Here is a 24,910-nt window from a genome sequence, read left to right on the forward strand (position 1 = left end):
GTGCTCCGCGCCCCCTGGCTGTTGACCTGTCAGGGGGTGAGGGGCGGGGTCATCGTCGCCGGGGCCGCGGGACGCCCGGCGGATCCGAGGCGTCGATCGGAGCGGTGCCGGAGGGGTCGCGGGTGAAGCGATGGCCGTGGGGACTGACCCACTCGAACCTGCCGGGTCCGGTGACGGTGTACCGCCAGGCGGAGTGCGTCTTGAGCCGGTGGTGCCTGCGGCAGAGCGCGGCGAGGTTCGACGTGGTGGTGGGGCCGGGTTGTGGCCGGCCCTCCGCGTCGGCGTTCGGGTCGAACGGGATGACGTGGTCGATGTCGCAGCCACGAGCCGGTTGTGAGCACCAGGGGAACACGCAGGTGACGTCGCGGAGGGCGACCTGCTCGCGGATCCGGTCCGGGATCCCGTAGCCCGGTGCAAACAGCTCAGCGGCGAGGTCGATGACCGGCTTGATGGTGACCTTCGTCCGCGTGTCGGCGCACCACCCCTTGACCTGGTCCAGCAACAGGAGCCGCTGCCCCTCCTCCATGCGACCGGTAGGCCCGAACACCGTCTGCTCACCGACCGTTGAGGCGTCGAAGTGGGCGTGCAGCACGACCTCCCGCGCGACCGGCAGCCCGTCAGCTGCCCGCGCCTCGGCATTGCCTTGGGTGTGCAGGTCGAGCGCGGTCTGGGTGCGGGCCAGGTCACCGAGGGCCTTGGCCCGGCGAGCGTCCAGCGGCTCGGGGGAGCCGAGGGCGGCGAGGGTCGCGGCGCCGTGGGCCAGGGCCCGGTCGAGGTCGAGGGCGTCGGCGAGATCGAGCTCGGCCTCGAGGCGCATGGTCCCGGCGTAGTGCACGTCCTGCGTGTCAATAGTCGCGTGGCGCGGGTCCACGTGCTGCCAGCCATCCTCCGGATCGGCGGTTGGATCTGGCGCGGCCAGGTCGAACCGCTTGATGCTCTCGGCGACCAGCCTGTCCAACTGCGCCGTACCCACCCGCCCGGCGACCGCGGCGACCTGGGAGTCGACCCACCCCGCGGCCTCGATGGTGAGCGCGGGGGCGGCGTGAATCGTGACATCGGCGACCGACCGGGCCCGCCACGCCGGCACGCGGCCGAACTGGACCTGCGCCCACAGCCGCGGCAGCCGGTGCCGCAGCTCGAGCGCATGCCCGATCAGCCGCTTCGCCGCGGTCGTCGAGATGCCCAGCACGGCGCCGAGCTCCGCGACGCAGAACTCCGCCACCAACGGCGCCCCCTCGCCGGCGATCGGCTCCTCGTGCTCGCAGCCCGGGACAGTGAACGACGCAGCAGCGTGGATCGACTCCGGCGGGCGCAGGTCGGCCCACCGGGCAGCCAGGTCGAGCTGGTCGGCTGCCGCGCGGTCCTCGGCGGCCCTCCGCTCCTTGATCGCAGCCAGCAGCGCGGAGGCGGAGAGGTCCTCGACCCCTGCGCCTCGCGGCCCTGCCAGCGTCTCGATCATGTGTTCGATTATACGCTCGACCGCCGACATCGTCCATGGCGGCGAACGCAACATGGGTGGTCGCGGACCCTCGGTGGGGACGGACAGATGTTTGTGGTTGCCAGCGCGGCAGCTGGTCGGTATCCGGGGCTGAGTGCTGTGTGCTGCCAGGGAGCGCGACGCAGACGTAGAGCGGAGGCAGGACCCTGCGGTCACGGCGCGCGCTGCGCCGTCTCCGATCCGGGGCCGAGCCAGCCCAGCGACGAGAAATGCTCAGAACGCCGCGCTGACCAGCAACGGCGCCGGGTCTAGGGTCGGCCCATGCCCCGCGCCCTCCACCACCTCGACCTGTGGGTCGACGACGTCACGACCGCCGAGGCGGAGTGGGGTTGGCTGCTCGCGTGGTGCGGCTGGGACCGCGAAGAGGGGACGCTGTCGTGGGTGCACGGCGACGGCACCTACCTCTTCATGGAGCACTCGCCCGACCAGCGCGGCGCGCACGACCGGCTCCGGCCGGGCATCAACCACCTCGCGATGGTGGTGGACACGCGCGAGGCCCTGGACCGCATGCGCGCGGAGTCGACCGAGCACGGGTGGCACGAGCTCTTCGCCGACCGCTACCCGCACGCTGGGGGCGAGAGGCACGTCGCGCTGTACCTGGAGAGCTCGGAGGGCTTCGAGGTCGAGGTCGTCGTGGGCGAGTGAGCGGCAGTGCCGCCGACCGATGAGGCCGGCTCACCCTAGGCTGCCCCCATGGAAGCGCGCCGCTGGATCGTCGCCCTGGAGAACGCCTGGGACGGCGCCCGGGCCAGGCGCCGGGCGGGCCGGGCGCCGGCTCATCTCCGCATCGAGTCCTACGGCGGGCACGGGACGGGGGCAGGCGTCGTCGTACGCGGGCGGGTGGTCGACGACCCGCCGCTGTCGAGTGCCGTCGAGGGCGAGAGTCTGCGGGCCGCGGTCGGGCGCAGCGTGCGTGCGTTCCTGACCGACGAGCTGCCGGGCGTCCCGCTGCGGGTCCGGCTGGGTGATGCCGAGGCGCTGGTGACGACCGACGCCGAGGGCTACTTCCGGGCGCGCCTCGCACCCGGGTCCCTGGAAGGCCCCTGGGCGAGGGGGACCGTCGAGCTGGCCGGGGACTACCGCGGGCTCGCCGACCGCCACCCGACCGACGTACGCGTGCGCGTCCCGTCGAGCGAGGCGGCGTTCGGAGTGATCTCCGACGTGGACGACACGATCCTGGAGACCGGCGTGCAGCGGGTGGGCCGGATGGTGCTGCAGACGCTGACCGGGTCGGCCCTCACCCGCATGCCGTTCCCCGGCGTCGTCGAGCTGTACGGCGACCTGGCGCGCGGCGAGGCCAACCCGGTCTTCTACGTCTCCTCGAGCCCGTGGAACCTCCACGCGTTCCTCGAGGCCTTCCTCGCCCACCGCGCCTTCCCGCTCGGGCCGGTCCTCCTGCGCGACCTGCTCGGGTCGGCGGCGGGCCGGGAGGAGAAGCACGGACGGATCCGGGAGGTGCTCGAGCTGCACCCGGACCTGCCGTTCGTGCTGCTCGGGGACTCGGGGGAGCGGGACCCGGAGATCTACGCGGACATCGTGCGCGAGCACCCGGGACGGGTCCTCGCGGTCTACATCCGCGAGACGCGGCTGGACCCCGGCGACGGCCGGGTCGAGAAGGTCTCGGACGCCTGGGACCACGACGTGCCTTTCGTGCTGGCCGCCGACAGCGACGCCGTACGCCGCCACGCCGCGGCGATCGGGCTTCTCGCGTCCGGTCCGGGCGGGGGCGTAGTAGGTGCGGGCCCGCAGGACTGACCCACCCGGGGGGTGGTCGCGCGGACGGCGGGCACGGTCTAGGTTGCTGGGTGGCCCAACTGAATCATGGGAGGTAACCCGTGTCCGACACCCTGATCGACGCGAACTGGCTGGACTACCTGCTGGTCGCGATCTACTTCGGCTTCGTCCTCGGCATCGGGGTGATGGCCCGCCGGTCGGTGTCGGACTCGATCGACTTCTTCCTGTCCGGGCGCTCGCTGCCGGCCTGGGTCACCGGCCTGGCGTTCATCTCCGCCAACCTCGGTGCCGTCGAGATCATGGGCATGTCGGCCAACGGCGCCGAGATCGGCATGCCGACGGTCCACTACTTCTGGGTCGGCGCGGTGCCGGCGATGCTGTTCCTCGGCGTCGTGATGATGCCGTTCTACTACGGCTCCAAGGTGCGCTCGGTCCCGGAGTTCATGTTCCGGCGCTTCGGCACCGGGGCCCACCTGGTCAACGCGATCAGCTTCGCGGTCGCGCAGCTGCTGATCGCGGGCGTCAACCTGGCCCTGCTGGCAGGCATCGTGCACGCGCTGCTGGGCTGGCCGATCTGGATCGCGCTCGTCGTCGCCGGCGCGATCGTGCTGTCGTACATCACGCTCGGCGGACTGAGCGCGGCGATCTACAACGAGGTGCTGCAGTTCTTCGTGATCGTCGCCTCGCTGCTCCCGCTGACCCTGATCGGCCTGCACCGCGTGGGCGGGTGGGACGGGCTCACCGACAAGATCACCGCCGCGGCGGACGGCGCCCCCGCCGACGCCGCCGTCGCTCCCGCGTCCCAGCAGCTGGAGTCCTGGCCCGGCCAGGCGCTGTCCGGCTTCGACTCGCCGCTGCTCTCGGTGATCGGCATCGTCTTCGGTCTCGGCTTCGTGCTGTCCTTCGGCTACTGGACGACGAACTTCGTCGAGGTCCAGCGCGCGATGGCGTCCGACTCGATCTCGGCGGCGCGCAAGACCCCGATCATCGGCGCCTTCCCCAAGATGTTCGTGCCGTTCATCGTCATCGTGCCCGGCATGATCTCGGCCGTCCTCGTGCAGGAGATGGTCGACCTCAAGAGCGGCGGCAGCCCCGCGGGCGGCGCCTCGGGGGAGGGGGTGGCGTACAACGACGCCCTGCTGCTCCTCATGCGCGACGTCCTGCCCAACGGTCTGCTGGGGCTGGCGATCGCCGGACTCCTCGCGGCCTTCATGGCCGGCATGGCGGCCAACATCTCGGCCTTCAACACCGTCTTCTCCTACGACCTGTGGCAGCGCTACATCCGCAAGGACCACAGCGACGACTACTACCTGCGCATCGGGCGTCTGGCGACCATCGCGGCCACGGTCATCGCGATCTTCACCGCCCGCATCGCGATGGGCTACGACAACGTCATGGACTATCTCCAGACGCTGTTCGGGTTCTTCAACGCGCCGCTGTTCGCGACGTTCATCCTCGGCATGTTCTGGAAGCGGATGACGCCGACCGCCGGCTGGGTCGGGCTGGTGGCCGGCACGCTCGCCGCCATCGCGGTCGACCGCCTCGCGGCGGCCGGCGTGATCGACCTGCCCGGCCAGGGCGCGGCCTTCCTCGCCGCGGCCACGGCCTTCGTCGTCGACATCGTGCTCAGCATCGTGGTCTCCCTGGTCACCAAGCCCAAGCCGGCCTCCGAGCTGCGAGGGCTGGTCTACTCCGAGACTCCACGCGAGGACCGCACCGACCCCGACGAGGCCTCGATGCCGTGGTGGCGGCGCACCGCCCCGCTGGCCGGCATCGCCCTGGCCATGGTCATCGTCCTCAACGTCGCCTTCTGAGAGAGGGGCCCACATGTCCACCGACACCACGTCCGGCAGCGCCCAGTCCCAGCCGCGCAAGGCCGGCGCGTTCGACATCCGCAACATCATCGGGGCCCTGATGGGCGTCTACGGCGTCATCCTCGCGCTCGCCGGGCTGCTCGGCGAGCACGAGCCGGCGAAGACCGGTGACGTCAACGCCAACCTCTGGACCGGGCTCGCGCTGCTCGCCGTCGCCGTGTTCTTCCTCGGCTGGGCGAAGCTCAAGCCGATCGTGGTGCCGCCCGACTTCGACCGTCCCGACGACGACCCGACGCGTCCCGCCCCGCAGCGCAAGCGGCCGCCGGCGCACTGACGCCGTCTGCGGCGAGGCCCCGCGTTCGTCGGGCGCGGGGCCGCCCGGATCGGCGATTGTCTACTTAGTTGGTAGACTCGGACTATGGCGTATGCACTGCTGCTGCTGGCGATCGCCTCGGAGGTGGCGGCGACGTCGCTGCTGGGGCGCACCGAGGGCTTCACCCGGCCGTTGTGGACGACGGTGTGCCTCTCGGCGTACGGCGTCTCGTTCTACCTGCTGGCCCAGGTGGTCCAGCACCTTCCGGTGGGGATCGCGTACGCGCTGTGGTCCGGCCTCGGCACGGCGGCCATCGTCCTGATCGGGGCCACCTTCCTCGGTCAGGTCCCGAACCTGCCGACGGTCGGCGGCATCGTGCTGATCGCCGCCGGCGTGCTGACCGTGCACCTCGCCCAGGCGCACTGAGCGGAGCGGCGGGTGGAACGGCGCCAGCTGCAGTACTTCCTCGCGATCGCGGATGCTGGCAGCTTCACGCGTGCGGCGAGCCGCCTCAACGTGGCGCAGCCGTCACTCTCCGCGGCGATGCGCTCGCTCGAGGACGAGCTCGGGACGGAGCTGTTCGAGCGGCACGGCCGCGGCGTGCGCCTGACCGAGACCGGCCGGGCGCTGGTCGCTCCCGCGCGCAGGACCGTGCGCGCGTTCCATCTCGCCGCGGGTGCTGTGCGCGCGGCGGCGGGGGAGGGCTACGGCCGCCTGGTGATCGTGTCCAGCACGCTGTGGGTGGTCGAGCCCCTCGTCGCGGTCCTGGGCGAGTTCCGCCGCCTGCACGCGGCGGCCCAGCTCGTGGTGACCGACCCGCACAACCGCTCCGACGTGCTCGAGCAGGTCCGTGCCGGCGATGCCGACATCGGTGTCGTCGAGGGACTGACGCCCCTCACCGGGGCTCCACCGGGGATCCTGTCCAGCCAGCCGCTGGGCGAGCAGGAGCTGGTCGCCGTCCTGCCTCCCGGCCCGGAGGCGGCGCCCGCGTCCGTGTCCGTCGCCGACGTCTCGACCCACGGGTTGATCAGCACCCCGGCCGGAACGGCCATGCGGACGCTGTTGGACGAGCAGCTGGCGGCGTCCGGGTCGTCTGCCGAGGTGGAGGTCGAGACGGCGCACGTCGCCTCTGTGGTGCCCCTCGTCCTCGCGCGTGCCGGGGCGACCATCCTGCCCCGGGGCATGGCGGCGCTCGCCGCGGCCCAGGGGGCGCGCATCGCGCAGCTGGAGCCCGCGGCCCGCGCCGACCTCTCCCTGGTGTGGCGCACCGATCGGCTGTCCCAGCTCGGTGAGCACCTCGTGCTGCTGGCGGCCGACCACCTGGGCACGGGCGCCTCCGCGACGGGTGACGAGGCGCCGGTCCTCGCCCCGCTCCGAGCCGACGCGTCCTGAGGTCGCGCGTGCCCGCGACCGGCGGGTCGTGAGCCATCGAGCCGGGCTATTCCTGCCGCTCGGAACCGGTCTGGGTCGGGCGGGCGATTCGCTTGAGCGCCAAAGCGTTTAATGTCTACTGTCTTACTCGCCAAAGATCGCAGGTCGCAGCTCGGGAAGCGGCGACACACGTCAGGAGCACCATGAGCGACCACCAGCCCCTCACCCGCCTCGTCCGCGCTGCCGCAGCTGCAGCGGCCGGTACCGTCCTGCTCGCAGCCGCAGGCTGCGCCTCGGACTCCGCTGCGGGCGGGGGCGACGAGGGCTTCGCCCAGGACGCCGCCGGTGGCGGCAGCGACTCGGTCGTCCTGGCCGAGCAGCCCTGGGTCGACCTGCAGGTGCAGAACGAGATCGCCGTGCAGCTGCTCGACGAGCTCGGCTACGACGCCTCGATCAAGAAGAACCTGTCGGTGGAGAACGCCGCTGCCGCCATCGGCTCGGGCGACCTCGACGCCTACCTCGGCAACTGGTGGCCCTCGCAGGAGCCGACGTTCGGCACCCTCATCGACGAGGGACAGGTCGACGTCCTCTCCACGATCGTCACCGGCACGGAGTACGCGCCGGCCGTCCCGGGCGACGTCGCCCAGGAGCTCGGCATCTCCTCCCTCGCCGACCTCGACGAGCACGCGGACGAGTTCGGCCGCAAGATCTACGGCATCGAGGCCGGCACGCCCGGCAACGAGACGATCCAGGCCGCCATCGACGCCGACGCCTACGGGCTCGGCGACTGGGAGCTGGTGGCCAGCGGGACGCCGGCGATGCTCGCGCAGGTCGCGAAGTCGCACAAGGCCGGCGAGCCGATCGTCTTCCTGGCGTGGAGCCCGCACTGGATGACCGTCGAGTTCGACACGGTCTTCCTCGAGGACCCCGAGGGCGTCTGGGGCGGTGCCGGGGAGATCCGCACCGTCGCCCGCGACGGTTTCGCCGACGACAACCCGTCCATCGCGACGTTCCTGGCCAACCTCACCTTCACCACCGACGAGGCCGGGGAGTTCTACTACGCCCACGACAAGGAGGGGCAGGCCGTCGACGACATCGCCGCGAGCTGGATCGAGGAGAACCCCGACAAGGTGGCGGAGTTCCTCGAGGGCGTCGAGGACGTCGACGGACAGCCCGCCGCCGAGGCGCTGTCGTGAGCGCCACGACGTACGCGGCACCGGGACCCGCCGCGACGAGCACCCGCGGCCCGCAGCGGGAGACGGTGGTCGCCGCCGAGGGCCTGTCGAAGGTCTACGGCCTCTCGGACAGGCAGGCAGCCAAGGCGCTCGCCGCGGCGGACCCGGCGGGGGCGGTGGCCGCGGCCGGCGGCTACCTCGGCGCGCACGACGTCAGCTTCAGCGTCCAGCGGGGCGAGGTGTTCGTGATCATGGGGCTGTCGGGCTCGGGGAAGTCGACCGTGCTCCGCATGGTCAACCGGCTCAACGAGCCCACCGCCGGGCGCCTCCTCGTCGAGGGGCAGGACGTCACCCGACTTCCTGCGGACCGGCTCCGCGCCCTGCGCAACGACACCATCAGCATGGTCTTCCAGCACTTCAGCCTGTTCCCGCACCGCACCGTGCGCGACAACGCGGCCTACGGGCTGAAGGTGCGTGGCGTCGCTCGCGCCGAGCGGCGCGAGCGCGCCGACGCCGCCCTCGAGCGGGTCGGGCTCGGCGACCGGGGCGACAAGCTCCCGCACGAGCTGTCCGGCGGCATGCGTCAGCGCGTCGGGCTGGCCCGCGCGCTGGCCGTCGACCCGCCGGTGCTGCTCATGGACGAGCCGTTCTCCGCCCTGGACCCGCTGATCCGGCGCGACATGCAGGACCTGCTCATGCAGCTGCAGGTGGAGGACGGGCGCACCATCCTCTTCGTCACCCACGACCTCAACGAGGCGATGCGGCTGGGCGACCGGGTCATGGTCATGCGCCAGGGCCGGGTCGTGCAGTGCGCCTCAGGGCCGGAGATCGTCGCCCACCCGGCGGACGACTACGTCAGCGAGTTCGTCGCCGACGTCGACCGCGCCCGGGTGCTGACCGCCGCCGACCTGCTGCGTGCCCCGCTGCTCACCCTGTCGCGGGGCGACCGACCCGCGGACGCCCTGCGGCGGCTCGGCGACAACGAGGCCAACGGCGCCTTCGTCGTCGACGACGACGGCCGGCTGCTGGGGGTCGTCACGGACGCGCGCCTCGTCGAGGCGGTCCGTCGCGAGGCGGGCGACCTCACGGGTGCGCTGTGGGACGACTACCACGCCGTCGCCCCCGACGACCTGGTCGGCGACTTCATGCACCTGGCCGGCCGACAGGTCGTGCCGGTCACCGTCGTCGACGACGCGGGCCGCCTCCTGGGCGTCGTCCCGCGGGCCACGATCCTGTCCTCCCTCTCCCACGCCCGACCCGCGGACGCGGCTCCTGTGCCGGAGGTGGCTCGTGCCTGACCTGCGCCTCGGCGAGCGCGGCGAGACCGCGATCGACTTCATGACCGACAACTTCGGCGGCTTCTTCGACGCCGTCAAGGACGTCCTCAACCTCCTGCTCCGCACGGTGTACGACGCCCTCACCGTCCTCACCCCGACGGCCATGGTGGTGGTGCTCGGTGTGGTCGCCCTCGTGGCCACCCGGCGGCTGGCGCTGTCCCTCGTCCTGACTGCCGGCCTGCTCCTGATCCAGTCGATGCAGCTGTGGCCCGAGACGATGCAGACGATGACCTCCGTCGTCGTCGCGACCGTCATCGCCCTCGCGATCGGCGTCCCGCTCGGGATCTGGTCGGCGCTCAATCCGGCGGTCCGCGCCGTCGTGCGGCCGGTCCTCGACCTCATGCAGACGCTGCCGGTGTTCGTCTACCTCCTGCCGACGATCCTGTTCTTCGGCGTGGGCGACGCCCCCGGGCTCGTGGCGACCATCGTCTTCTCGATCCCGCCGGCCGTCCGGCTCACCCAGCTGGGCATCCAGCACGTGGACGCGGAGACCGTCGAGGCGGCGCGCGCCTTCGGGGCCAGCCGTCGCGAGGTCCTGCGCGAGGTGCAGCTGCCACTGGCCCTGCCCTCGATCATGACCGGGGTCAACCAGGTCATCATGCTGGCCCTGTCCATGGTGGTCGTCGCCGGCCTGGTGGGCGGCGCCGGCCTGGGCGGCGTCGTCGTCAACGCCGTGCAGGGACTCCAGATCGGCGCCTCGATCGAGGGCGGCCTCGCCGTGGTCGTCCTCGCCGTCTACCTCGACCGCGTCTCCGCGGCCCTGGGCGGCCAGGGTCGCGGGGCCCCCGCCTGGTGGCCCCGGCGCCGGCGTACCGGCGGCGCCGCCGCTGCGCCGGCGCCGCCTGTGCCCACCGCTGCCTGACCCGATCCGACTCACTCCAGCCCGACTCACACCGGCCCGACCCACAGGAGGACCCCCATGTCACTCACCCTCGACACCCTTTCCGCTCACGTTCCCACCCCGGACGCCCCCGCTACCCCGGCGGTCGCCGTCCACCGGCTGGGCGGTCGCATCGGCGCACGCATCGACGGTGTGCGGATCGGCGGCGACCTCGACGCCGACACCGTCGCTGCGGTGCGTGGGGCGCTGCTCGAGCACAAGGTCGTCTTCTTCCGCGGTCAGGACCACCTCGACGACGAGCAGCACCTGGCGTTCGCGGAGCTGTTCGGCCCGCTCACCACCGCCCACCCGACGGTCAACACCGGCACCGGCCGGGTCTTCCGCGTCACCGCGAACAAGGGCATGGCCGCCAACGCCTGGCACACCGACGTCACCTTCGTCGACCGGGTGCCGGCGATCAGCGTGCTGCGAGCCGTCACCCTGCCGCCGTACGGCGGCAACACGGTCTGGGCCAACACGGTGGCGGCGTACGAGTCCCTCCCGGAGGCGCTCCGCGCGTTCGCCGACTCCGCATGGGCGGTGCACACCAACAGCTACGACTACGCACAGCGCGACGAGGAGAACGAGCAGCCCGACGCCAACTACACGCGCGACGACTTCACCTCGCAGCTGTTCGAGACGCGGCACCCCGTCGTGCGGGTGCACCCGGAGACCGGCGAGCGGTCGCTGGTGCTCGGCCACTTCGTCAAGGGGTTCACCGGCCTCAACACCTCCGAGTCGCACGCGCTCTTCCACGTGCTGCAGAACCGCATCACCCGGCTCGAGAACACCATCCGCTGGACGTGGCAGCCCGGCGACGTCGCCATGTGGGACAACCGGGCGACGCAGCACTACGCCGTCGCGGACTTCGGCAGCGAGCCGCGCGAGATGCGCCGGATCACCGTCGCCGGGGACGTGCCGGTCGCCATCGACGGCCGGCCCAGCGAGGTGATCGCCGGCGACGCCGCGGCCTACTCGCGGCTCGACGAGCTCATCTCCTGAGGAGCGGCGCCGGCTGACGCCGTCGGCGGTCAGCCGGCGGTCAGCCGGCGGTCAGCCGGCGGTCAGCCGGCGGTCAGCCGGCGGTCAGCCGGCGGTCAGCCGGCGGTCAGCTCCGTACGCTCCGCGGCGAGCAGCACGGCACCGACGAGCGAGGCCCGCTCGCCGAGCTCGGAGGCCTCGACCGGCGTGGCGGCCACGGCGTCGAGCGCGTGGCGGCGCAGCCCGATGCGAGCGGACTCGAGCAGCAGCTCGCCGGCGCGGGCCATGTCGCCCCCGACGACGACGAGGCCGGGGTTGAGCAGGTTGACGACGCTGGCCAGCGCCCAGCCCAGGTGCAGCCCGGCGTCCTCCAGCGCGCGGACGGCCGACACGTTGCCCTCCCGGGCGGCGGCGACGATCTCGTCGACCCCCGCGCCGGGCAGCTGGGTGTGCATCATCGACTGCAGCGCCCCGCTCGAGGTGTAGGCCTCCAGGCAGCCGCGGCTGCCGCACCGGCACACCGGACCGGTCTCGTCCAGCGTCAGGTGGCCGATCTCACCGGCGGTGCCGCCGCTGCCGTGGAAGAGGCGGTCCTCCAAGACGATGCCGGCGCCGACGCCGGAGGAGACCTTGACGAAGACCGAGTTGGCGTGGCCGCGGGCCACACCGTGACGGTGCTCGGCCAGCGCGCCGAGGTTGGCGTCGTTCTCGACGTGGACCTCGAGGCCGAACCGCTCGCGCGCGGCGTCGAGGGCGTTGACGCCCACCCAGCCGGGCAGGATCGCCGAGCTGCGCACGATGCCGTCGGTCATCGGGGCGGGGAGCCCCATCCCGACGCAGCGCAGCGTGCCGGCGTCCGCGCCCGCGTCGGCGAGCACCTCGGCGAGCAGCCCGGCCGCGGCGTCGAGCCCCGAGTCGCTGGGGTGACCGGAGTCGAGCGGCGTACGACGCTCCGCGAGCAGCGCGCCGGTGAGGTCGCCGAGGGCGACGGCGACGTGGCTGTGGCCGAAGTCGACACCGGCCACCACGCCCGCGGCGAGGGCGAGCGTCACGGTCGTGCCGCGACGGCCGCTCCCGGGCTCGGTGCTCACCAGGCCGGCCGCCGCGAGGTCGCGCACGATGCTGGAGACGGTGGCGGGCGCCAGCCCGGTCTGGCGGGCGAGGTCGGCCTGCGTCACCTGGTCACCGGAGCGCAGCACGTCGACGACGCGCTGCTGGTTGGCCGAGCGCAGCGAGGCGGTCGTGCCGGGCGACCCGGTGACGGACATGGACGCAAGAGTGAACGACGGTCCGCGTAGACGTCAAGAGACGCACACAAGTCCAGACTTGATCACGATTTGTACGGGTTTGTGTTCGACTCTTGACGACAACCCGTGGTGGTCATCACACTCTCGGGGAACCCACGGGCTCGGCCACGAGCCATCACCACCAGGAGAACCCATGTCACGATCCCACCGCGTCACCGGTCTGGGCGCCGCCATCTTGATCGGCGCACTGAGCCTGACCGCCTGTGGCGCCAACGATGCCCAGAACGGCGGCGGCGACAGCGCCGGTGACGGCGGCGGCGGCGACAGCAAGGTCATCGCGCTGCTGCTCCCGGAGTCGAAGACCACCCGCTACGAGGCCTTCGACCGTCCCCTGTTCGAGGACAAGGTCGCCGAGCTGTGCGACGACTGCGAGGTCGTCTACTACAACGCCGACCAGGACGAGGCCAAGCAGACCCAGCAGGTCGACACCGCGATCTCCGAGGGCGCGAGCGTCGTCGTGCTCGACCCGGTCAACGGCGCCGGTGCCGGCGGCATGGTCCAGTCCGCCCAGGAGGCGGGCGCCGAGGTCATCGCCTACGACCGCTTCATCGCCGAGGCCGACTACTACCTCTCCTTCGACAACGAGACCGTGGGCCAGATGCAGGCCGAGGCGCTCGTCGAGGCCATGGGCGACAAGGGCAGCATCCTGATGCTCAACGGCGCGCCCAGCGACCCCAACGCCGCGCAGTTCAAGGCCGGCGCCCACTCGGTGCTGGACGAGAGCGGTGTGGAGATCCTCGAGGAGTACGACAACCCCGACTGGAGCCCCGAGAACGCCCAGACCTGGACGACCGACCAGCTGAGCAAGTACGACCCGTCCGAGATCCAGGGCGTCTACGCCGCCAACGACGGCCAGGCCGGCGGCGTGGTCGCCGCGCTGACCGGTGCCGGCGTCGCCGCCGACCAGCTGCCCCCGATCACCGGCCAGGACGCCGAGGTCGCCGCGATCCAGCGCATCCTCGCCGGCGAGCAGGCGATGACCATCTACAAGCCGATCCCGATCGAGGCCGAGACCGCAGCCGAGCTGGCCGTCGCCCTGGCCAACGGCGAGGAGGTGCCCGCCACCAGCGAGTCGGGCGTCGAGCAGAGCGAGTACGAGGGTGTCACCTCCTACATCTTCGACCCGATCGTCGTCACCCAGGACAACGTCGCGGACACGGTGATCGCCGACGGCTTCTACAGCGCCGACGACATCTGCACCGGCGAGTACGCCAAGGCGTGCGAGGCGGCTGGCATCTCCTGATGTCGGACACCTCCACCTCGACTCCCGAGTCGACGGTGCCGGTCAGGGACGCGGTGCTGTCCCTGACCGGCATCTCCAAGCGGTTCGGAGCCGTCCAGGCCCTCTCGGACGTGCACATGCACGTCCGGGAGGGCGAGGTCGTCGCCCTCGTGGGCGACAACGGCGCCGGCAAGTCCACCCTCGTCAAGGTCATCTCGGGCGTGTACCAGCCCGACTCCGGCGACATCACGTTCGCCGGCCGCAAGGTGACGGTGGGTGGTCCCTCCGAGGCTCAGGCCCTCGGCATCGCCACGGTCTTCCAGGACCTGGCACTGTGCGACAACCTCGACGTCGTCGCCAACCTCTTCCTCGGTCGGGAGGAGTCCACGGGCCCGTTCATCAACGAGGTCGAGATGGAGAAGGAGTCGTGGCGGCTGCTGCGCACCCTCTCCGCCAAGATCCCGTCGGTGCGGATCCCGATCGCCTCCCTCTCGGGCGGCCAGCGCCAGACCGTCGCCATCGCGCGCAGCCTGGTGGGCAAGCCCAAGGTCGTCATGCTCGACGAGCCGACCGCCGCCCTGGGCGTGGCCCAGACCGCGGAGGTGCTCAACCTCATCGAGCGGCTGCGCGAGACCGGCCTCGGCGTGATCCTGATCAGCCACAACATGGCCGACGTGCAGGCCGTCGCCGACCGGATCGTGGTGATGCGCCTGGGGCGCAACGCCGCGGAGTTCCGCGTCGACGACGTGACCACCGAGCAGCTGGTGGCCGCGATCACCGGCGCGTCGGACAACGTGGTGGCCTCCCGGGCCGCCCGCCGGGACGGAGGAGCCCATGACTGACACGGCCAACCAGAGCATCGCTGCCGACCTCGCCGACGAGCGCCTCATCCGCGCCCAGGGCATCGGCGGCTACGTGCGTCAGTTCCTCGGGCGCCTGCGCGCCGGTGACCTCGGCAGCCTGCCGGTCATCATCGGCCTGCTGGTCATCTGCGTGGGGTTCTACTCCGCGGAGCCGCGGTTCCTCAGCTCGCGCAGCATCGTGTCCATCACCCAGTTCGCCGCGCCGATCGGCATCATCGCGCTCGGGATCGTGCTGGTCCTGCTGCTCGGTGAGATCGACCTCTCGGTGGGCTCGGTCAGCGGGTTCACCGCCGCGATCATGGCGGTGCTGGTCGTCAACGAGGGCTACTCGATGATCGTGGCGATCCTCGCCGCGCTCGTCGCCGGCCTGCTGATCGGGGCGTTCTACGCGGTGCTCTACACACGCGTCGGCGTGCCGTCGTTCGTGTTCTCGCTGGCAGGACTGCTGGGCTTCCAGGGCGCGCTGCTCTACGTGCTGGGCACCCAGGGCACCATCAACCTGCCCTCGGACTCGTTCCTCGTGCAGTTCACGCGGTTCGAGTTCGTCAGCCCGACCATGTCCTACGTCCTGGTCGTGCTGATCGCGGTCGCCTACGCCGGCACGCAGCTGCTGTCGGTGCGACGGCGCTCGGCAGCCGGGCTGAGCTCGCCGCCGGTGGTGCTCATCGCGCTGAAGGCGGTGGCGCTGCTCGTCGGGCTGGGGTTCCTGTCCTACTACGTCAACATCGACCGGGGCTGGAGCTACCTCTGGGTGCTCTTCGCCGTCCTGGTCGTGCTGATGGACGTGGCCCTGCGCCGCACCCGCTGGGGTCGGCACGTGTTCGCCGTCGGTGGCAACGAGGAGGCGGCGCGCCGCTCCGGCATCAAGGTCAACCGGGTCTACTTCTCGGTGTTCGCCCTGACGTCGCTCTTCGCGGCGCTGGGCGGCCTGCTGCAGGCCGGGTTGCAGACGAGCGTCTCGCAGGCGAGCGGCACGACCGACACCAACCTCACCGCCATCGCGGCCGCCGTCATCGGTGGCACGTCGCTGTTCGGTGGTCGCGGGTCGGCGTACGCCGCCATGCTCGGCATCATCGTGCTGCAGGCGATCCAGACCGGCCTCAACCTGGTCGGCGTGGACTCCTCGGTGCGCTTCATGGTGACCGGCGGGGTGCTGCTCCTGGCCGTCGCCATCGACTCGGTGTCGAGGCGGGCCCGCTCCTCGAGCGGACGAGGCTGACCCAGGGGATAACCTCCTCCGGATGCTTCGCGCCCGACTCCTGCCCTTCGCGCTCGTCGCCGTCGCACCCCTGCTCTCGGGGTGCGTCGGCGACGAGCCGACCGTCGCCCTCCTCGTGGCCGACGCCTCGGACTCCTCCTCCCGCGCGGTCGACGTCGAGCTGTTCACCGATCGCGTCACGGCGACCTGCGACGAGTGCCGCGTGGAGGTGTACGACGCCGAGGGCGACGCCGCCACTCAAGCCAGCCAGGTCCGCCAGGCCGGCGCCGACTCGGCCGACGTCCTCGTGGTGGTGCCGGTCGACGCGACCGACCTGGACCCGCAGGCCGGCGAGGACCTGCCGGTCGTCTCGCTGGGGGAGCTGGTGCCAAACTCGGACCGCTTCGTCGGGCTCGAGAGCGGCGAGGTGCCCAGCCAGTCCGGCTCGGACCTCGAGGCGGCGCGGGACGTCCTGCTCGGAGAGGAGCGGTCGATGACCTACGTGCCGACGCGGGCGATGAGCGAGCGGGCCGCCGACGTCGCCGTCTCCTACCTCGCCGGCGAGCCCGCGCGCGGGGACGACGAGGTCGACGGCGTCGAGTCGTGGCTCTACCGCGACCGCGACGTCACCGTGGACTCCCTCACCACGGTGCTGGTGGGCGAGGGCGTCGTCACCCTCGACGACCTGTGCGCCGGTGCGACGGCTCAGCGGTGTGAAAGGCTGGGCCTGCGATGATCGAGATCCTCACCCCCGCCCAGGTCGACCGTGCTCGCAGGACGGGCGCCCTCGTGGCCGACATCCTGCACTCGCTCAAGGAGCGCAGCCGCGTCGGCACGAACCTCCTCGACCTCGACCGCTGGACGGCGGAGATGATCCGCGACGCCGGCGCCGAGTCGTGCTACGTCGACTACGCGCCGTCCTTCGGTCGCGGCCCCTTCGGCCACTACGTCTGCACCGCGGTGAACGACGCGGTGCTGCACGGCCGGCCCCGCGACCAGGTGCTGGCCGACGGCGACCTGCTGACCCTCGACCTCGCCGTCCGGCTCGACGGCGTCGCCGCCGACTCGGCCATCAGCTTCGTGGTGGGGGAGAGCCGGCCCGCGGAGAGCGTCGCCCTCATCGAGACCACGGAGCGGGCGCTCGCCGCTGGCATCGCCGCCGCCGGGCCGGGTGCCCGCATCGGCGACCTCTCCCACGCCATCGGCACGGTGCTGTCGGAGGCGGGCTACCCGATCAACATGCAGTTCGGCGGGCACGGCATCGGCACGACGATGCACCAGGACCCGCACGTCTCCAACGACGGCCGGCCCGGCCGCGGCTACAAGCTCCGGCCGGGCCTGCTGCTCGCGCTGGAGCCGTGGATCATGGCCGACACCGACGAGCTGGTGACCGACGACGACGGCTGGACGCTGCGCAGCGCCACCGGCTGCCGCACTGCCCACAGCGAGCACACGATCGCGATCACCGAGGACGGCGCGGAGATCCTCACGCTCCCCAGCTCGTAGCAGCGCCTAGGAGCTAGTGCACGGTCTCCAGCGGCGCCTCGGCCTCGGTGTCCGTGAGCGGGGCGTCGGCGCGGTCGAGCTTGCTCGGCCACCAGATCTTCCCGCCGAGGTCGAGGTTGAGCGCCGTGACCAGGACCGAGCGGACGATCATGGTGTCGAGCATGACGCCCAGCGCCACCGCGACCCCGAGCTCGGCGAGGAACACCAGCGGCAGTGAGCCGAGGACGAGGAACGTCGCCGCCAGCACGATGCCGGCCGAGGTGATCACCCCGCCCGTGGACGCGAGCGCGATCAGCGAGCCGCGCCGGGTGCCGTACGTCGCGGTCTCCTCGCGCACGCGGGTCATCAAGAAGATGTTGTAGTCGATGCCCAGCGCGACGAGGAACACGAACGCGAACAGCGGGAACCCCGGGTCGGACCCGGCGAAGCCGAAGACGTACTCGAACAGCAGCGCCGAGATGCCGAGCGCGGCGCCGAAGGAGAGCACCACGGTCGCCATCAGGATCAGCGGGGCGAGCAGCGACCGGAGCAGGCCGATCAGGATCAGCAGCACGACCAGCAGCACGAGCGGCATGATCACCCAGCTGTCGCGCTCGGAGGCGATCTTGGTGTCGAGGATGAACGCGGAGCCGCCGCCGACCAGCGCGTCGGCGCCCTCGACGTCGTCGACCGCCTCGCGGGCCTGCTCGACGATGTTGGTCGCGGTCGAGGAGGAGATGTCGGCGTCGATCGTCGCCTCGAACCACGCCCGGCCGTCGGACAGCGGCTGCACCTCGCCCGCCTCGCCGAGCCCGTCGATGCCGCCGAGGGCCGCGGCGACGTCCGCCGCCTGATCGGCGCCGGCGACGACCTGCAGGGTGTTGGAGTTGTCGGACAGGTCGTGCTCGGTGAGCAGCCGCTGTCCCTTGATCGAGTCGAACTCCTTGGTGTAGCTGTCCTCGGTCGACAGCCCCGAGGTGTCGAGGCGGAACAGGCCGAGGCAGGCGATCAGCAGCAGGCCCGTGGTGACGACCCAGACCCGGCGCGGCCGGTGGCTGATGGCCCGGCCGACGCGGGCCCAGAGCCCGTTCGAGGTGGGCTCGGCGCTGCGGAACGCCGGCCGCTTGGGCCAGAACACCCAGCGGCCGCAGATGACCAGCAGCGCCGGCAGCAGCGTCACCATCACCAGCATCGTCACCGCGACGCCGATCGCGTTGACCGGGCCGAGGCCGGCGGTCGAGTTCAGCTCGGCGAACGACAGGCACAGCATGCCGACCGCCACCGTGGCCGCGCTGGCGAAGATCGCCGGAGCCGCTCGGTGCAGCGCGAACGCCATCGCCTCGTGGCGGTCCTCGTGGCGGCGCAGCTCCTCGCGGTAGCGGGCGACGAGCAGCAGGGCGTAGTCGGTGCCGGCGCCGATCACCAGGATGCTGAGGATCGCCTGGCTCTGCCCGTTGACGGTGAGCCCAGCGTGCTTGGCGAGGAGGTAGACCAGGCCGGTGGCGATCGTGTTGGCGACGACCGCGCACACGATCGGCAGCAGCCACAGGACCGGGCTGCGGTAGGTGAAGAGCAGGATCACGACCACCACGCCGAGCGTGATGAGGATCAGGTCGGTGTCGATCCCCTCGAACGCCTCGGCCGAGTCGGCCGCCTGCCCGCCGAAGCCCGCGAGGTGGACCTCGCCGCCGTCGAGGACGGCGATGTCGCGGATCTCGTCCGCCGCGTCGGGGATCGCGTTCCACCCGTCGGCGCCGAAGTTGAGGACGAAGTAGAGGTAGGCCACCTCGCCGTCCTCGGACACCAGCGTCGGCACGGGGGCGCCCTGGGCGGACGCCGCCTCCGCCGCGGCAGGGCTCAGCACGCCGTCGTCGGTGACCCCGTCGAGCGCGGCGATCTCCTCGCCGTCGGCCTCCATGGCCGCGAGGTCGTCGTCGGTCAGCCCACCCTCGCGGTGGTAGACCACGAGCGTGGGGATGTCGTTGGGGTCGACGGTCTCGGAGAGCGCCTCGAGCACCTTGGTCGACTCCGCCGACTCCGGCAGCCACGACGAGGCCTCGTTGTCCTGGACCTCGGTGAGCTGGGTCGAGAAGCCGCCCATGACGCCGGTCAGCACCAGCGCGGCGGCGAGGACGATCCACTTCGTGACGCGACCGGTCAGGGAGCCGGCGATCTGTCGGTGCATGGATCCAGTCCAACAGGACCGCTCGCGTCCTCGCATCGGTGATTTCCCCGAGGACTAGACCGGGGGCGCACGGCGCCGGCGCGTGCGGGAGGTGCGGTGGCTAGGGTCGTGGCGTGTACTCCGACTACGACGCCTGCGCCGTCTGCGGCTCCGAGGTCCGGCTCGTCGCCAACCCTGGCTCCTCGGGTGACACCCGCGAGCCCGCCGGTCCCGACGACGGCGTCGTCGGCGCCGGTGACGAGCCCGTCGACGTGCGCGTGTGCACCAACGACGACTGCCCGTCGCACCGAGAGGGCGGCCCGGACGCCTGACGCCGGGGCCGGCCGCGACCGCGTACGCGCGCACGCGCTGGGTACGGGGGCACCATGACGTCGTCCGTGGGAGAGCCTCCGTCACCTGCCGCCGGCCTGCTGTACGGCATCGGGCTGGGCGGGTTCGTCGACGGGATCGTGCTGCACCAGATCCTGCAGTGGCACCACATGGTCAGCGCCACGAGCGACTACCCGATGACCACGGTGGCCGGGCTGGAGGTCAACACGCTGGCCGACGGCTTCTTCCACCTGTTCTCGTGGTTCGCCGTGGCGGGTGCCTCCATCGTCACGCTCGCGCAGTGGCGCCAGGGGCGGCTGCCACCGAGCTGGCGCTTCCACCTCGGCTGCGTGCTGGCCGGGTGGGGCGGGTTCAACCTGGTCGAGGGCCTCGTCGACCACCAGATCCTCGGGGTGCACCACGTGCGCGACGACCTCGGCGGGCCGCTCGCGTGGGACCTCGCCTTCCTGGCCCTGGGCGCGCTGCAGATCGTGCTGGGCTGGTGGATCGCGCGCTCGGGATCGCGGACGCCGGCGATGCGGTCCTGGCAGCCTAGGTCCGTGGCGGGAGACGGTGCAGCGTGACGTCTCGCAGCTCGCCGTCCGCGGCCACCGCCGTCAGGTAGGTGCAGTACGGCTGCCGCCGGCGGTCGGTGGGGGAGCCGGGGTTGAGCAGCCGCAGGCCCGTCGCGGTCGTGGTGTCCCACGGGATGTGGCTGTGGCCGAAGACCAGCACGTCGAGGTCGGCGTACTCCCGGCTCATCCGCTCCTCACGGCCCTTGGCCTGGCCGGTCTCGTGGACCACCCCGAGCCGCAGGCCCTCCACCTCCACCCGGGCCACCTCGGGCAGCCGCTCGCGCAGCGCGCCGTGGTCGTTGTTGCCGAAGCAGGCGACCAGCCGGCGCGAGCGCGCCTCGAGCTCGTCGAGGAGGCCCACGTCGACCCAGTCGCCCGCGTGCAGCACCAGGTCGGCGTCCGCGACCGCGTCCCACACCTGGGCCGGGAGGTCCCTGGCGCGCTTGGGGACGTGGGTGTCGGCCAGGAGGAGGAGTCGGGTCGCCATGGGTCCAGTCAACCGGGTCCCCGTCACCCCGCGCCCCTTCCAGCACCCGGCCCGTCCGGCCGGGCGTCCGCGGCGGCGCGTACGGTCGTCGCCATGGCCCCCGACGAGACCATCGACGAGTCCACCATCGACGACATGGTCGGCGAGTCCGCCCTCCAGCTGTGGGCGGCGGCGCAGACCGACTTCGACCCCTTCCAGCTGCCCTCGCCGGAGTGGCCCGAGACGACGGTGCCGGTCCGCGACGTCGACATCGCGATCGACACCGGCCTCGACGAGGACGACGTACGCGCCGCCCTCGGCCGCCTCGACGGGGTGAAGCTCGTGGTGGGCCGCGAGGCCGGCAACGTCAGCGTGCTGCGGGCGATCCCGGAGGACACGCCGCTGTAGCGAGCTCGGCGTGGATCGCGCCGAGCCGCTCGAGGAACGCGCGCTCGTCGAGCCGCTTGCGGCGCAGCCAGCCGGTCACCTCGTCGTTGCACTTGCTGGCGTTGCACGACGCGCACGCCGGGACCACGTTGAGCAGCGTGTAGCGCCCGCCGCGCGAGATCGCCAGCACGCAGTCCTTCTGCAGCGGCGTGCCGGTCGCGCCGCAGTACGCGCACCCGCCCCAGGCGGCCTGCAGCGCTGCCCAGTCGGCGGCGCTGAGGTCGTGCTCGACCGCTGCCATCCGGCGTTTGCGCCGCGTGGCGGCACGGGCGCGGCGGGTCTGGCGGGGCACGGAGCCAGGGTAGGGCCCGGCGGGTCCGACCCCTATCCGGCGGCCCGGCGAGTCCTGGGACTCTCCGTCTCGGTGCCCGTCGTGGCGGCGGCAGGCCGATGCAACGCGAGGGGGAGAGTCGCCACGGCGATCGCGCCGGCGATGAGGAAGGCGGTGGTGAACGACGTGAGCTGGGCGATCACCCCGATGGCGACCGAGCCGATCGCCGTACCCGCGTCGAAGCCGACGTTCCACACCGCGCTGGCGAGGTTGTGGTGCCGGCGCGAGACGGCGGCGAAGGAGATCAGCAGCGTGAGGTTCTGCAACCCGCCGTAGCAGAGGCCGACCAGCAGCATGGCGAGGAGGAAGGAGCCGACGCGGACACTGTCGGAGTCCGCGACCGACCACGCCACGAGCGCCATGCCCGCGCCGGTGAGAGGGACCAGCGGCACGAGGAAGCGCTGGGCGCCGTGGCGGTCCGCGAGCCGCCCGATCCGCCACCGGCTGAGCGCGGCCGTCAACCCCATCAGCAGCAGGCCGCCAGCCGCGACCGCGGGGCTGTCGACCATCTGCGGGGTGAACGTGATGACCGCTCCGCCCGCCAGCGTGACGGCCAGCAGCAGGAGCATCGGCCGCAGCAGCCGGAGGTACGCCGCCGACGCCGGGTCGTCCGGGTCGGGTGACGCGACCGCGTCGGGGTGCAGGTCGGGCGCGCTGACCCGGAGCGCGGACGCGAGACGGAGCGCGGCGGGGATGCCGACGAGCGGGAGGGCGCTGAGCGTGAACACCACCCAGTAGCCGGCCGTCTCGGCGATCCACGGCCCGGCGGGGAGGAGGACGACGTTGGGCACCGCCACGGCGAGGCCGTACGCCCCGATCGCCTCGCCGCGGCGCTCGGCGCCGACCAGCGCGGCGACGGCGGCACTCCCGGTGACGGTGAGGACGCCGAAGCCGATCCCTCGCACCGCCGAGAGCGCGAGGACCGCGCCGAGCCCGTCGCTCAGCGACATCAGCACGCCGGGGGCACCGAGCAGCGCCAGCCCCACCGCGAGCACCGGCCCCCAGCCGAAGGTGCGCAGGGCACGCGGGACGAGCAGCTGGGTCAGCACGGTGAACAGCAGCAGCACGCCGTTGACGAGCCCGGAGCCGGCGGTGGTCGCTCCGCCCTCGACGGTCCACAGCGGGGCGACGGTCAGCAGCAGCGCGTACCCAGAGAAGCCCGCGCACGTCATCACCACCAGGGGCGCCATGCCTGGCTGCCGCCAGATCGGCTCCCGCGTGCTCACCGGGGGATCCTACGGGCGGGGTCGGACGGCCCTTTCATCCCGGCCGCGGCCGGACACGTTGCTGCAGCGATGCGGTCGCCGCTTAGGGTCGCGCCGTGAACCTCAACCGTTTCGGCGCAGTCGTAGCGCTGGCCCTGCTCGGAACGCTGTGCTCGGCACCCGCCGGAGTGACGGCGACGCAGCAGATGCCTGCCGGTCAGATCGTGAGGGGGATTCCCCGCGTCGTGGCCAGCGGCGGCCCGAGCGGCCACGTCTACATCGGAAGCAGCACCGAGGTCGTCGAAGTGACTGCCGACGGGCAGCTCGTTCGCACCTTGGACAGCATCCCCGCACCGGTCACAGCCCTGGCGGTCGACTCCGACGGTGCCGTCTACAGCACCAGGCAGACCGGCGGCCACGCGATGGAGACGGAGATTCGCAAGACGTCTGCGGATGGAACGCTCGCCTGGACCACCACGAGGCAGATGGTCCAGTCAGGGGGCCTGGCCGTCGCTGATGGACGGGTGTGGTGGCGCGGGCTCAATTCGCTCGACTCGGCCCGCACGACAGATGGATCCGCAGCCCCGAGCATCACGATGTCGAGTCGCGACCTGTCAGCCACGCCCGGAGGAAACCTGCTTCTCTCCACCGCAGACGGCGCCATCGAAGTCACGCCCGCCGGTGCTGAGGTGCGTCGGATCCCGGAGTTCCGGGGAGCGATCGCATCGAGCCCCGAGGGCCATGTCTACGGCGACGAGACGTCGTGGGGCCCCGGCCCTGGCATGCGCCTGACCAAGTTCGACATCAGCACCGCCGCTCGATCGACGGGCCAGTCCGCCAGCACCTACCTGGTGGACGTTGCCGCGACCGGTGACGACGTCGTCTGGACGGTCCAGTCGGACGGGTCCTCGTGGTTCCTTGTGCGTCTGGACGGCTCGACGCCCGACGTCGTGCTGAAGACGAGCGACCTGATCACCGACACCAACCGCACCATCACGCTGGACGCAAGCGCCTCGGCGGTCCCCTTCGGCAGCATCCGACTCTTCGAGTGGGACCTCGACGGCGACGGCACCTTCGAGACATCGACGGGCACGGAGCCGCGCATCCACCACAGGTACGCCAGCCGGGGTGCGCGTAGCCCCGCCGTCCGAGCGACCTCAACGCGCGGGGGCAGCGCCGTCGCGACGGTGTCGGTCGACGTGCGCGAGGGGCCCGCTGCTGGTCCGGTCGGCGTCTCCATCAACGGGGGCGCGCGGTACACGAACGACCCCGACGTCACGATGCACCTGCGGTGGCCGACCTTCGCTCAAGAGTTCGTCATCAGCAACGACGGCGGGTTCGTCCCTGCCACGCGAGCGCCGGTCGTCTCGACGTACCGCTGGCGCCTGGACGGATCGGGTCCCGAGCGCCTGCCGAAGACGATCTACGTCAGGTTCATGGGCGGTGCGTCCGGCGCGGAGACCTACCAGGACGACATCATACTCGACCAGACGAGGCCCTCGATCGAGTCGGGAGCCGCCACGCCTACGCGAGCGAGCAACCGCGCAGCGTCTGCGCCCCGCCGTGTCTTCCGCGTCCGGGTCATCGCGAAGGACAAGACGTCCGGTGTCGCCCGGATGCAGGTGACCCATCGCAAGAGCCGACCTGGCAAGTGGCTGAGCTACACGAGGAGCCGGTCCTACACCACCAGCAAGCGCACGATCTTCGTGCGGGTGCAGGACCGTGCGGGCAACGTCTCGAAGTGGAAGCGCCTCGCCTGACGACCGGCCGGGCACGAAGCATCGATCACAGTGTCGACTCGCCGTCGAGCGCGTAAGCGGTCTGTTCGCCCTCCACCATGCCTTCGAAGTACTGCATGTGCTCGCGTGACGCGTCGACCCCGTACGCCTCGTCGAAGAGCGGTTCGAGGTTCCAGTCGTCCAGATCCGAAGGCCCATGGAAGAACATCAGCCAGGCGCGTGTGCACCCCGGGGGTTGATCTGCGGCGGGACGCATGAGCTGCCACATACCGACCTGGTGTGGCCGAACTTGGACCTCTGCGGGCACGACCACGTCGCGCATGAACGCTTCGAAGTCGTCGTCCCTGCCCGCCTTGACGTGGGTGGCCAGCACATACCGCGGAGAGCTCGTGATCGCCATGGTCTACTCCTTGAGCGCCGGGTCCTTCACGATGACGCATCGCCCAGCTGGTGGCAATGCCGCTCACCGTGACGA

At 71.8% G+C, this 24,910-nt stretch carries 26 protein-coding genes; 19 read left to right on the forward strand and 7 right to left on the reverse strand.

What is annotated here, in order from left to right; all coding sequences use genetic code 11:
* Positions 1-49: 49 nt before the first annotated feature.
* The gene (locus J3P41_RS10715) at positions 50-1,459 is read right to left on the reverse strand and encodes an HNH endonuclease signature motif containing protein (protein ID WP_210650283.1); all 1,410 of its coding nucleotides are present in this window, start codon (positions 1,457-1,459) and stop codon (positions 50-52) included.
* A gap of 300 nt (positions 1,460-1,759) precedes the next feature.
* Here J3P41_RS10715 and J3P41_RS10720 point away from each other — a divergent pair, with 300 nt between their 5' ends.
* The 10 genes from J3P41_RS10720 to J3P41_RS10765 all read left to right on the forward strand — a co-directional run bounded on the left by J3P41_RS10720 (position 1,760) and on the right by J3P41_RS10765 (position 11,124).
* Positions 1,760-2,143, forward strand: coding sequence for a VOC family protein (locus tag J3P41_RS10720; protein WP_210650284.1), 384 nt, complete (start codon positions 1,760-1,762; stop codon positions 2,141-2,143).
* 48 nt (positions 2,144-2,191) lie between these two features.
* Complete coding sequence (locus J3P41_RS10725; RefSeq protein ID WP_210650285.1) at positions 2,192-3,253, forward strand: App1 family protein; 1,062 nt, start codon at positions 2,192-2,194, stop codon at positions 3,251-3,253.
* Positions 3,254-3,333: 80 nt separating this feature from the next.
* A complete protein-coding gene (locus J3P41_RS10730; protein WP_307861934.1) occupies positions 3,334-5,046 on the forward strand; it encodes a sodium:solute symporter family protein in 1,713 nt (570 codons plus the stop codon).
* 13 nt (positions 5,047-5,059) lie between these two features.
* On the forward strand, positions 5,060-5,380 hold the full coding sequence (locus J3P41_RS10735; RefSeq protein WP_210650286.1) for a hypothetical protein: 321 nt from the start codon (positions 5,060-5,062) through the stop codon (positions 5,378-5,380).
* Between the two features lie 84 nt (positions 5,381-5,464).
* The gene (locus J3P41_RS10740; RefSeq protein ID WP_210650287.1) at positions 5,465-5,785 is read left to right on the forward strand and encodes a multidrug efflux SMR transporter; all 321 of its coding nucleotides are present in this window, start codon (positions 5,465-5,467) and stop codon (positions 5,783-5,785) included.
* 12 nt (positions 5,786-5,797) lie between these two features.
* Positions 5,798-6,751, forward strand: a complete 954-nt coding sequence (locus J3P41_RS10745; RefSeq protein ID WP_210650288.1) for a LysR family transcriptional regulator — start codon at positions 5,798-5,800, stop codon at positions 6,749-6,751.
* A gap of 182 nt (positions 6,752-6,933) precedes the next feature.
* Complete coding sequence (locus J3P41_RS10750; protein WP_210650289.1) at positions 6,934-7,926, forward strand: ABC transporter substrate-binding protein; 993 nt, start codon at positions 6,934-6,936, stop codon at positions 7,924-7,926.
* Positions 7,923-9,203, forward strand: coding sequence for a betaine/proline/choline family ABC transporter ATP-binding protein (locus J3P41_RS10755; protein WP_307861935.1), 1,281 nt, complete (start codon positions 7,923-7,925; stop codon positions 9,201-9,203). The genes J3P41_RS10750 and J3P41_RS10755 overlap by 4 nt, the downstream gene beginning before the upstream one ends.
* Positions 9,196-10,104: a proline/glycine betaine ABC transporter permease gene (locus J3P41_RS10760; protein WP_210650290.1), complete on the forward strand. Its 909-nt coding sequence runs from the start codon at positions 9,196-9,198 to the stop codon at positions 10,102-10,104. Before J3P41_RS10755 ends, J3P41_RS10760 begins: the two co-directional genes overlap by 8 nt.
* 57 nt (positions 10,105-10,161) lie before the next feature.
* Entirely contained in the window at positions 10,162-11,124 is a 963-nt protein-coding gene (locus J3P41_RS10765; protein WP_210650291.1) for a TauD/TfdA family dioxygenase, read from the forward strand.
* Between the two features lie 95 nt (positions 11,125-11,219).
* Here the strand turns inward: J3P41_RS10765 and J3P41_RS10770 are convergent, their stop codons facing one another.
* Positions 11,220-12,371, reverse strand: a complete 1,152-nt coding sequence (locus J3P41_RS10770) for an ROK family transcriptional regulator (RefSeq protein ID WP_210650292.1) — start codon at positions 12,369-12,371, stop codon at positions 11,220-11,222.
* A 172-nt stretch (positions 12,372-12,543) separates the two neighbouring features.
* On the opposite strand from J3P41_RS10770, the gene J3P41_RS10775 reads away from it, so the two are divergent.
* Genes J3P41_RS10775 through map form a run of 5 tightly spaced genes read left to right on the forward strand, consistent with a single transcriptional unit; the run spans position 12,544 to position 17,199 of the window.
* Entirely contained in the window at positions 12,544-13,653 is a 1,110-nt protein-coding gene (locus tag J3P41_RS10775; RefSeq protein WP_210650293.1) for a substrate-binding domain-containing protein, read from the forward strand.
* The gene (locus tag J3P41_RS10780; RefSeq protein WP_210650294.1) at positions 13,653-14,474 is read left to right on the forward strand and encodes an ATP-binding cassette domain-containing protein; all 822 of its coding nucleotides are present in this window, start codon (positions 13,653-13,655) and stop codon (positions 14,472-14,474) included. The genes J3P41_RS10775 and J3P41_RS10780 overlap by 1 nt, the downstream gene beginning before the upstream one ends.
* Positions 14,467-15,714 carry a sugar ABC transporter permease gene (locus tag J3P41_RS10785; RefSeq protein ID WP_210650295.1) on the forward strand — a complete coding sequence of 416 codons (1,248 nt, stop codon included), beginning with the start codon at positions 14,467-14,469 and terminating at the stop codon, positions 15,712-15,714. Before J3P41_RS10780 ends, J3P41_RS10785 begins: the two co-directional genes overlap by 8 nt.
* Positions 15,715-15,736: 22 nt before the next feature.
* The gene (locus J3P41_RS10790; RefSeq protein ID WP_210650296.1) at positions 15,737-16,429 is read left to right on the forward strand and encodes a hypothetical protein; all 693 of its coding nucleotides are present in this window, start codon (positions 15,737-15,739) and stop codon (positions 16,427-16,429) included.
* Positions 16,426-17,199, forward strand: a complete 774-nt coding sequence (map, locus tag J3P41_RS10795) for a type I methionyl aminopeptidase (protein ID WP_210650297.1) — start codon at positions 16,426-16,428, stop codon at positions 17,197-17,199. The genes J3P41_RS10790 and map overlap by 4 nt, the downstream gene beginning before the upstream one ends.
* Before the next feature lie 13 nt (positions 17,200-17,212).
* On the opposite strand, the gene J3P41_RS10800 is transcribed toward map, so the two are convergent.
* Entirely contained in the window at positions 17,213-19,363 is a 2,151-nt protein-coding gene (locus tag J3P41_RS10800) for an MMPL family transporter (RefSeq protein WP_210650298.1), read from the reverse strand.
* 113 nt (positions 19,364-19,476) lie between these two features.
* On the opposite strand from J3P41_RS10800, the gene J3P41_RS10805 reads away from it, so the two are divergent.
* Positions 19,477-19,674: a hypothetical protein gene (locus J3P41_RS10805; RefSeq protein WP_210650299.1), complete on the forward strand. Its 198-nt coding sequence runs from the start codon at positions 19,477-19,479 to the stop codon at positions 19,672-19,674.
* A gap of 54 nt (positions 19,675-19,728) precedes the next feature.
* Positions 19,729-20,256: a DUF2243 domain-containing protein gene (locus J3P41_RS10810; protein ID WP_210650300.1), complete on the forward strand. Its 528-nt coding sequence runs from the start codon at positions 19,729-19,731 to the stop codon at positions 20,254-20,256.
* Here J3P41_RS10810 and J3P41_RS10815 read toward each other — a convergent pair.
* Complete coding sequence (locus J3P41_RS10815; RefSeq protein ID WP_210650301.1) at positions 20,225-20,734, reverse strand: metallophosphoesterase; 510 nt, start codon at positions 20,732-20,734, stop codon at positions 20,225-20,227. The two genes, J3P41_RS10810 and J3P41_RS10815, sit on opposite strands and share 32 nt — an antisense overlap.
* Positions 20,735-20,827: 93 nt before the next feature.
* Between J3P41_RS10815 and J3P41_RS10820 the strand changes: the two genes are divergently transcribed.
* The gene (locus J3P41_RS10820) at positions 20,828-21,121 is read left to right on the forward strand and encodes a hypothetical protein (RefSeq protein ID WP_210650302.1); all 294 of its coding nucleotides are present in this window, start codon (positions 20,828-20,830) and stop codon (positions 21,119-21,121) included.
* Here the strand turns inward: J3P41_RS10820 and J3P41_RS10825 are convergent.
* Together J3P41_RS10825 and J3P41_RS10830 are read right to left on the reverse strand one after the other, a co-directional pair.
* Positions 21,081-21,452: an HNH endonuclease signature motif containing protein gene (locus tag J3P41_RS10825; RefSeq protein WP_307861936.1), complete on the reverse strand. Its 372-nt coding sequence runs from the start codon at positions 21,450-21,452 to the stop codon at positions 21,081-21,083. The genes J3P41_RS10820 and J3P41_RS10825 overlap by 41 nt on opposite strands.
* Before the next feature lie 32 nt (positions 21,453-21,484).
* Complete coding sequence (locus tag J3P41_RS10830) at positions 21,485-22,717, reverse strand: MFS transporter (protein ID WP_210650303.1); 1,233 nt, start codon at positions 22,715-22,717, stop codon at positions 21,485-21,487.
* Positions 22,718-22,812: 95 nt separating this feature from the next.
* On the opposite strand from J3P41_RS10830, the gene J3P41_RS10835 reads away from it, so the two are divergent.
* The gene (locus J3P41_RS10835) at positions 22,813-24,456 is read left to right on the forward strand and encodes a hypothetical protein (RefSeq protein ID WP_210650304.1); all 1,644 of its coding nucleotides are present in this window, start codon (positions 22,813-22,815) and stop codon (positions 24,454-24,456) included.
* 25 nt (positions 24,457-24,481) lie between these two features.
* Here the strand turns inward: J3P41_RS10835 and J3P41_RS10840 are convergent, their stop codons facing one another.
* Positions 24,482-24,835 carry a hypothetical protein gene (locus tag J3P41_RS10840; RefSeq protein WP_210650305.1) on the reverse strand — a complete coding sequence of 118 codons (354 nt, stop codon included), beginning with the start codon at positions 24,833-24,835 and terminating at the stop codon, positions 24,482-24,484.
* Between the last annotated feature and the right edge of the window lie 75 nt (positions 24,836-24,910).

Origin of the sequence: Nocardioides sp. SYSU D00065, from assembly GCF_017916425.1 — a bacterium.
Lineage (GTDB): Bacteria > Actinomycetota > Actinomycetes > Propionibacteriales > Nocardioidaceae > Nocardioides.

Bases quoted from the DNA above. Each gene is read 5' to 3' on its own strand.
- J3P41_RS10715 (WP_210650283.1), bottom strand. From the start codon at position 1,459: ATGATCGAGACGCTGGCAGGGCCGCGAGGCGCAGGGGTCGAGGACCTC.
- J3P41_RS10720 (WP_210650284.1), top strand. From the start codon at position 1,760: ATGCCCCGCGCCCTCCACCACCTCGACCTGTGGGTCGACGACGTCACG.
- J3P41_RS10725 (WP_210650285.1), top strand. From the start codon at position 2,192: ATGGAAGCGCGCCGCTGGATCGTCGCCCTGGAGAACGCCTGGGACGGC.
- J3P41_RS10735 (WP_210650286.1), top strand. From the start codon at position 5,060: ATGTCCACCGACACCACGTCCGGCAGCGCCCAGTCCCAGCCGCGCAAG.
- J3P41_RS10740 (WP_210650287.1), top strand. From the start codon at position 5,465: ATGGCGTATGCACTGCTGCTGCTGGCGATCGCCTCGGAGGTGGCGGCG.
- J3P41_RS10750 (WP_210650289.1), top strand. From the start codon at position 6,934: ATGAGCGACCACCAGCCCCTCACCCGCCTCGTCCGCGCTGCCGCAGCT.
- J3P41_RS10765 (WP_210650291.1), top strand. From the start codon at position 10,162: ATGTCACTCACCCTCGACACCCTTTCCGCTCACGTTCCCACCCCGGAC.
- J3P41_RS10770 (WP_210650292.1), bottom strand. From the start codon at position 12,371: ATGTCCGTCACCGGGTCGCCCGGCACGACCGCCTCGCTGCGCTCGGCC.
- J3P41_RS10775 (WP_210650293.1), top strand. From the start codon at position 12,544: ATGTCACGATCCCACCGCGTCACCGGTCTGGGCGCCGCCATCTTGATC.
- J3P41_RS10780 (WP_210650294.1), top strand. From the start codon at position 13,653: ATGTCGGACACCTCCACCTCGACTCCCGAGTCGACGGTGCCGGTCAGG.
- J3P41_RS10785 (WP_210650295.1), top strand. From the start codon at position 14,467: ATGACTGACACGGCCAACCAGAGCATCGCTGCCGACCTCGCCGACGAG.
- J3P41_RS10790 (WP_210650296.1), top strand. From the start codon at position 15,737: ATGCTTCGCGCCCGACTCCTGCCCTTCGCGCTCGTCGCCGTCGCACCC.
- map (WP_210650297.1), top strand. From the start codon at position 16,426: ATGATCGAGATCCTCACCCCCGCCCAGGTCGACCGTGCTCGCAGGACG.
- J3P41_RS10800 (WP_210650298.1), bottom strand. From the start codon at position 19,363: ATGCACCGACAGATCGCCGGCTCCCTGACCGGTCGCGTCACGAAGTGG.
- J3P41_RS10810 (WP_210650300.1), top strand. From the start codon at position 19,729: ATGACGTCGTCCGTGGGAGAGCCTCCGTCACCTGCCGCCGGCCTGCTG.
- J3P41_RS10815 (WP_210650301.1), bottom strand. From the start codon at position 20,734: ATGGCGACCCGACTCCTCCTCCTGGCCGACACCCACGTCCCCAAGCGC.
- J3P41_RS10820 (WP_210650302.1), top strand. From the start codon at position 20,828: ATGGCCCCCGACGAGACCATCGACGAGTCCACCATCGACGACATGGTC.
- J3P41_RS10840 (WP_210650305.1), bottom strand. From the start codon at position 24,835: ATGGCGATCACGAGCTCTCCGCGGTATGTGCTGGCCACCCACGTCAAG.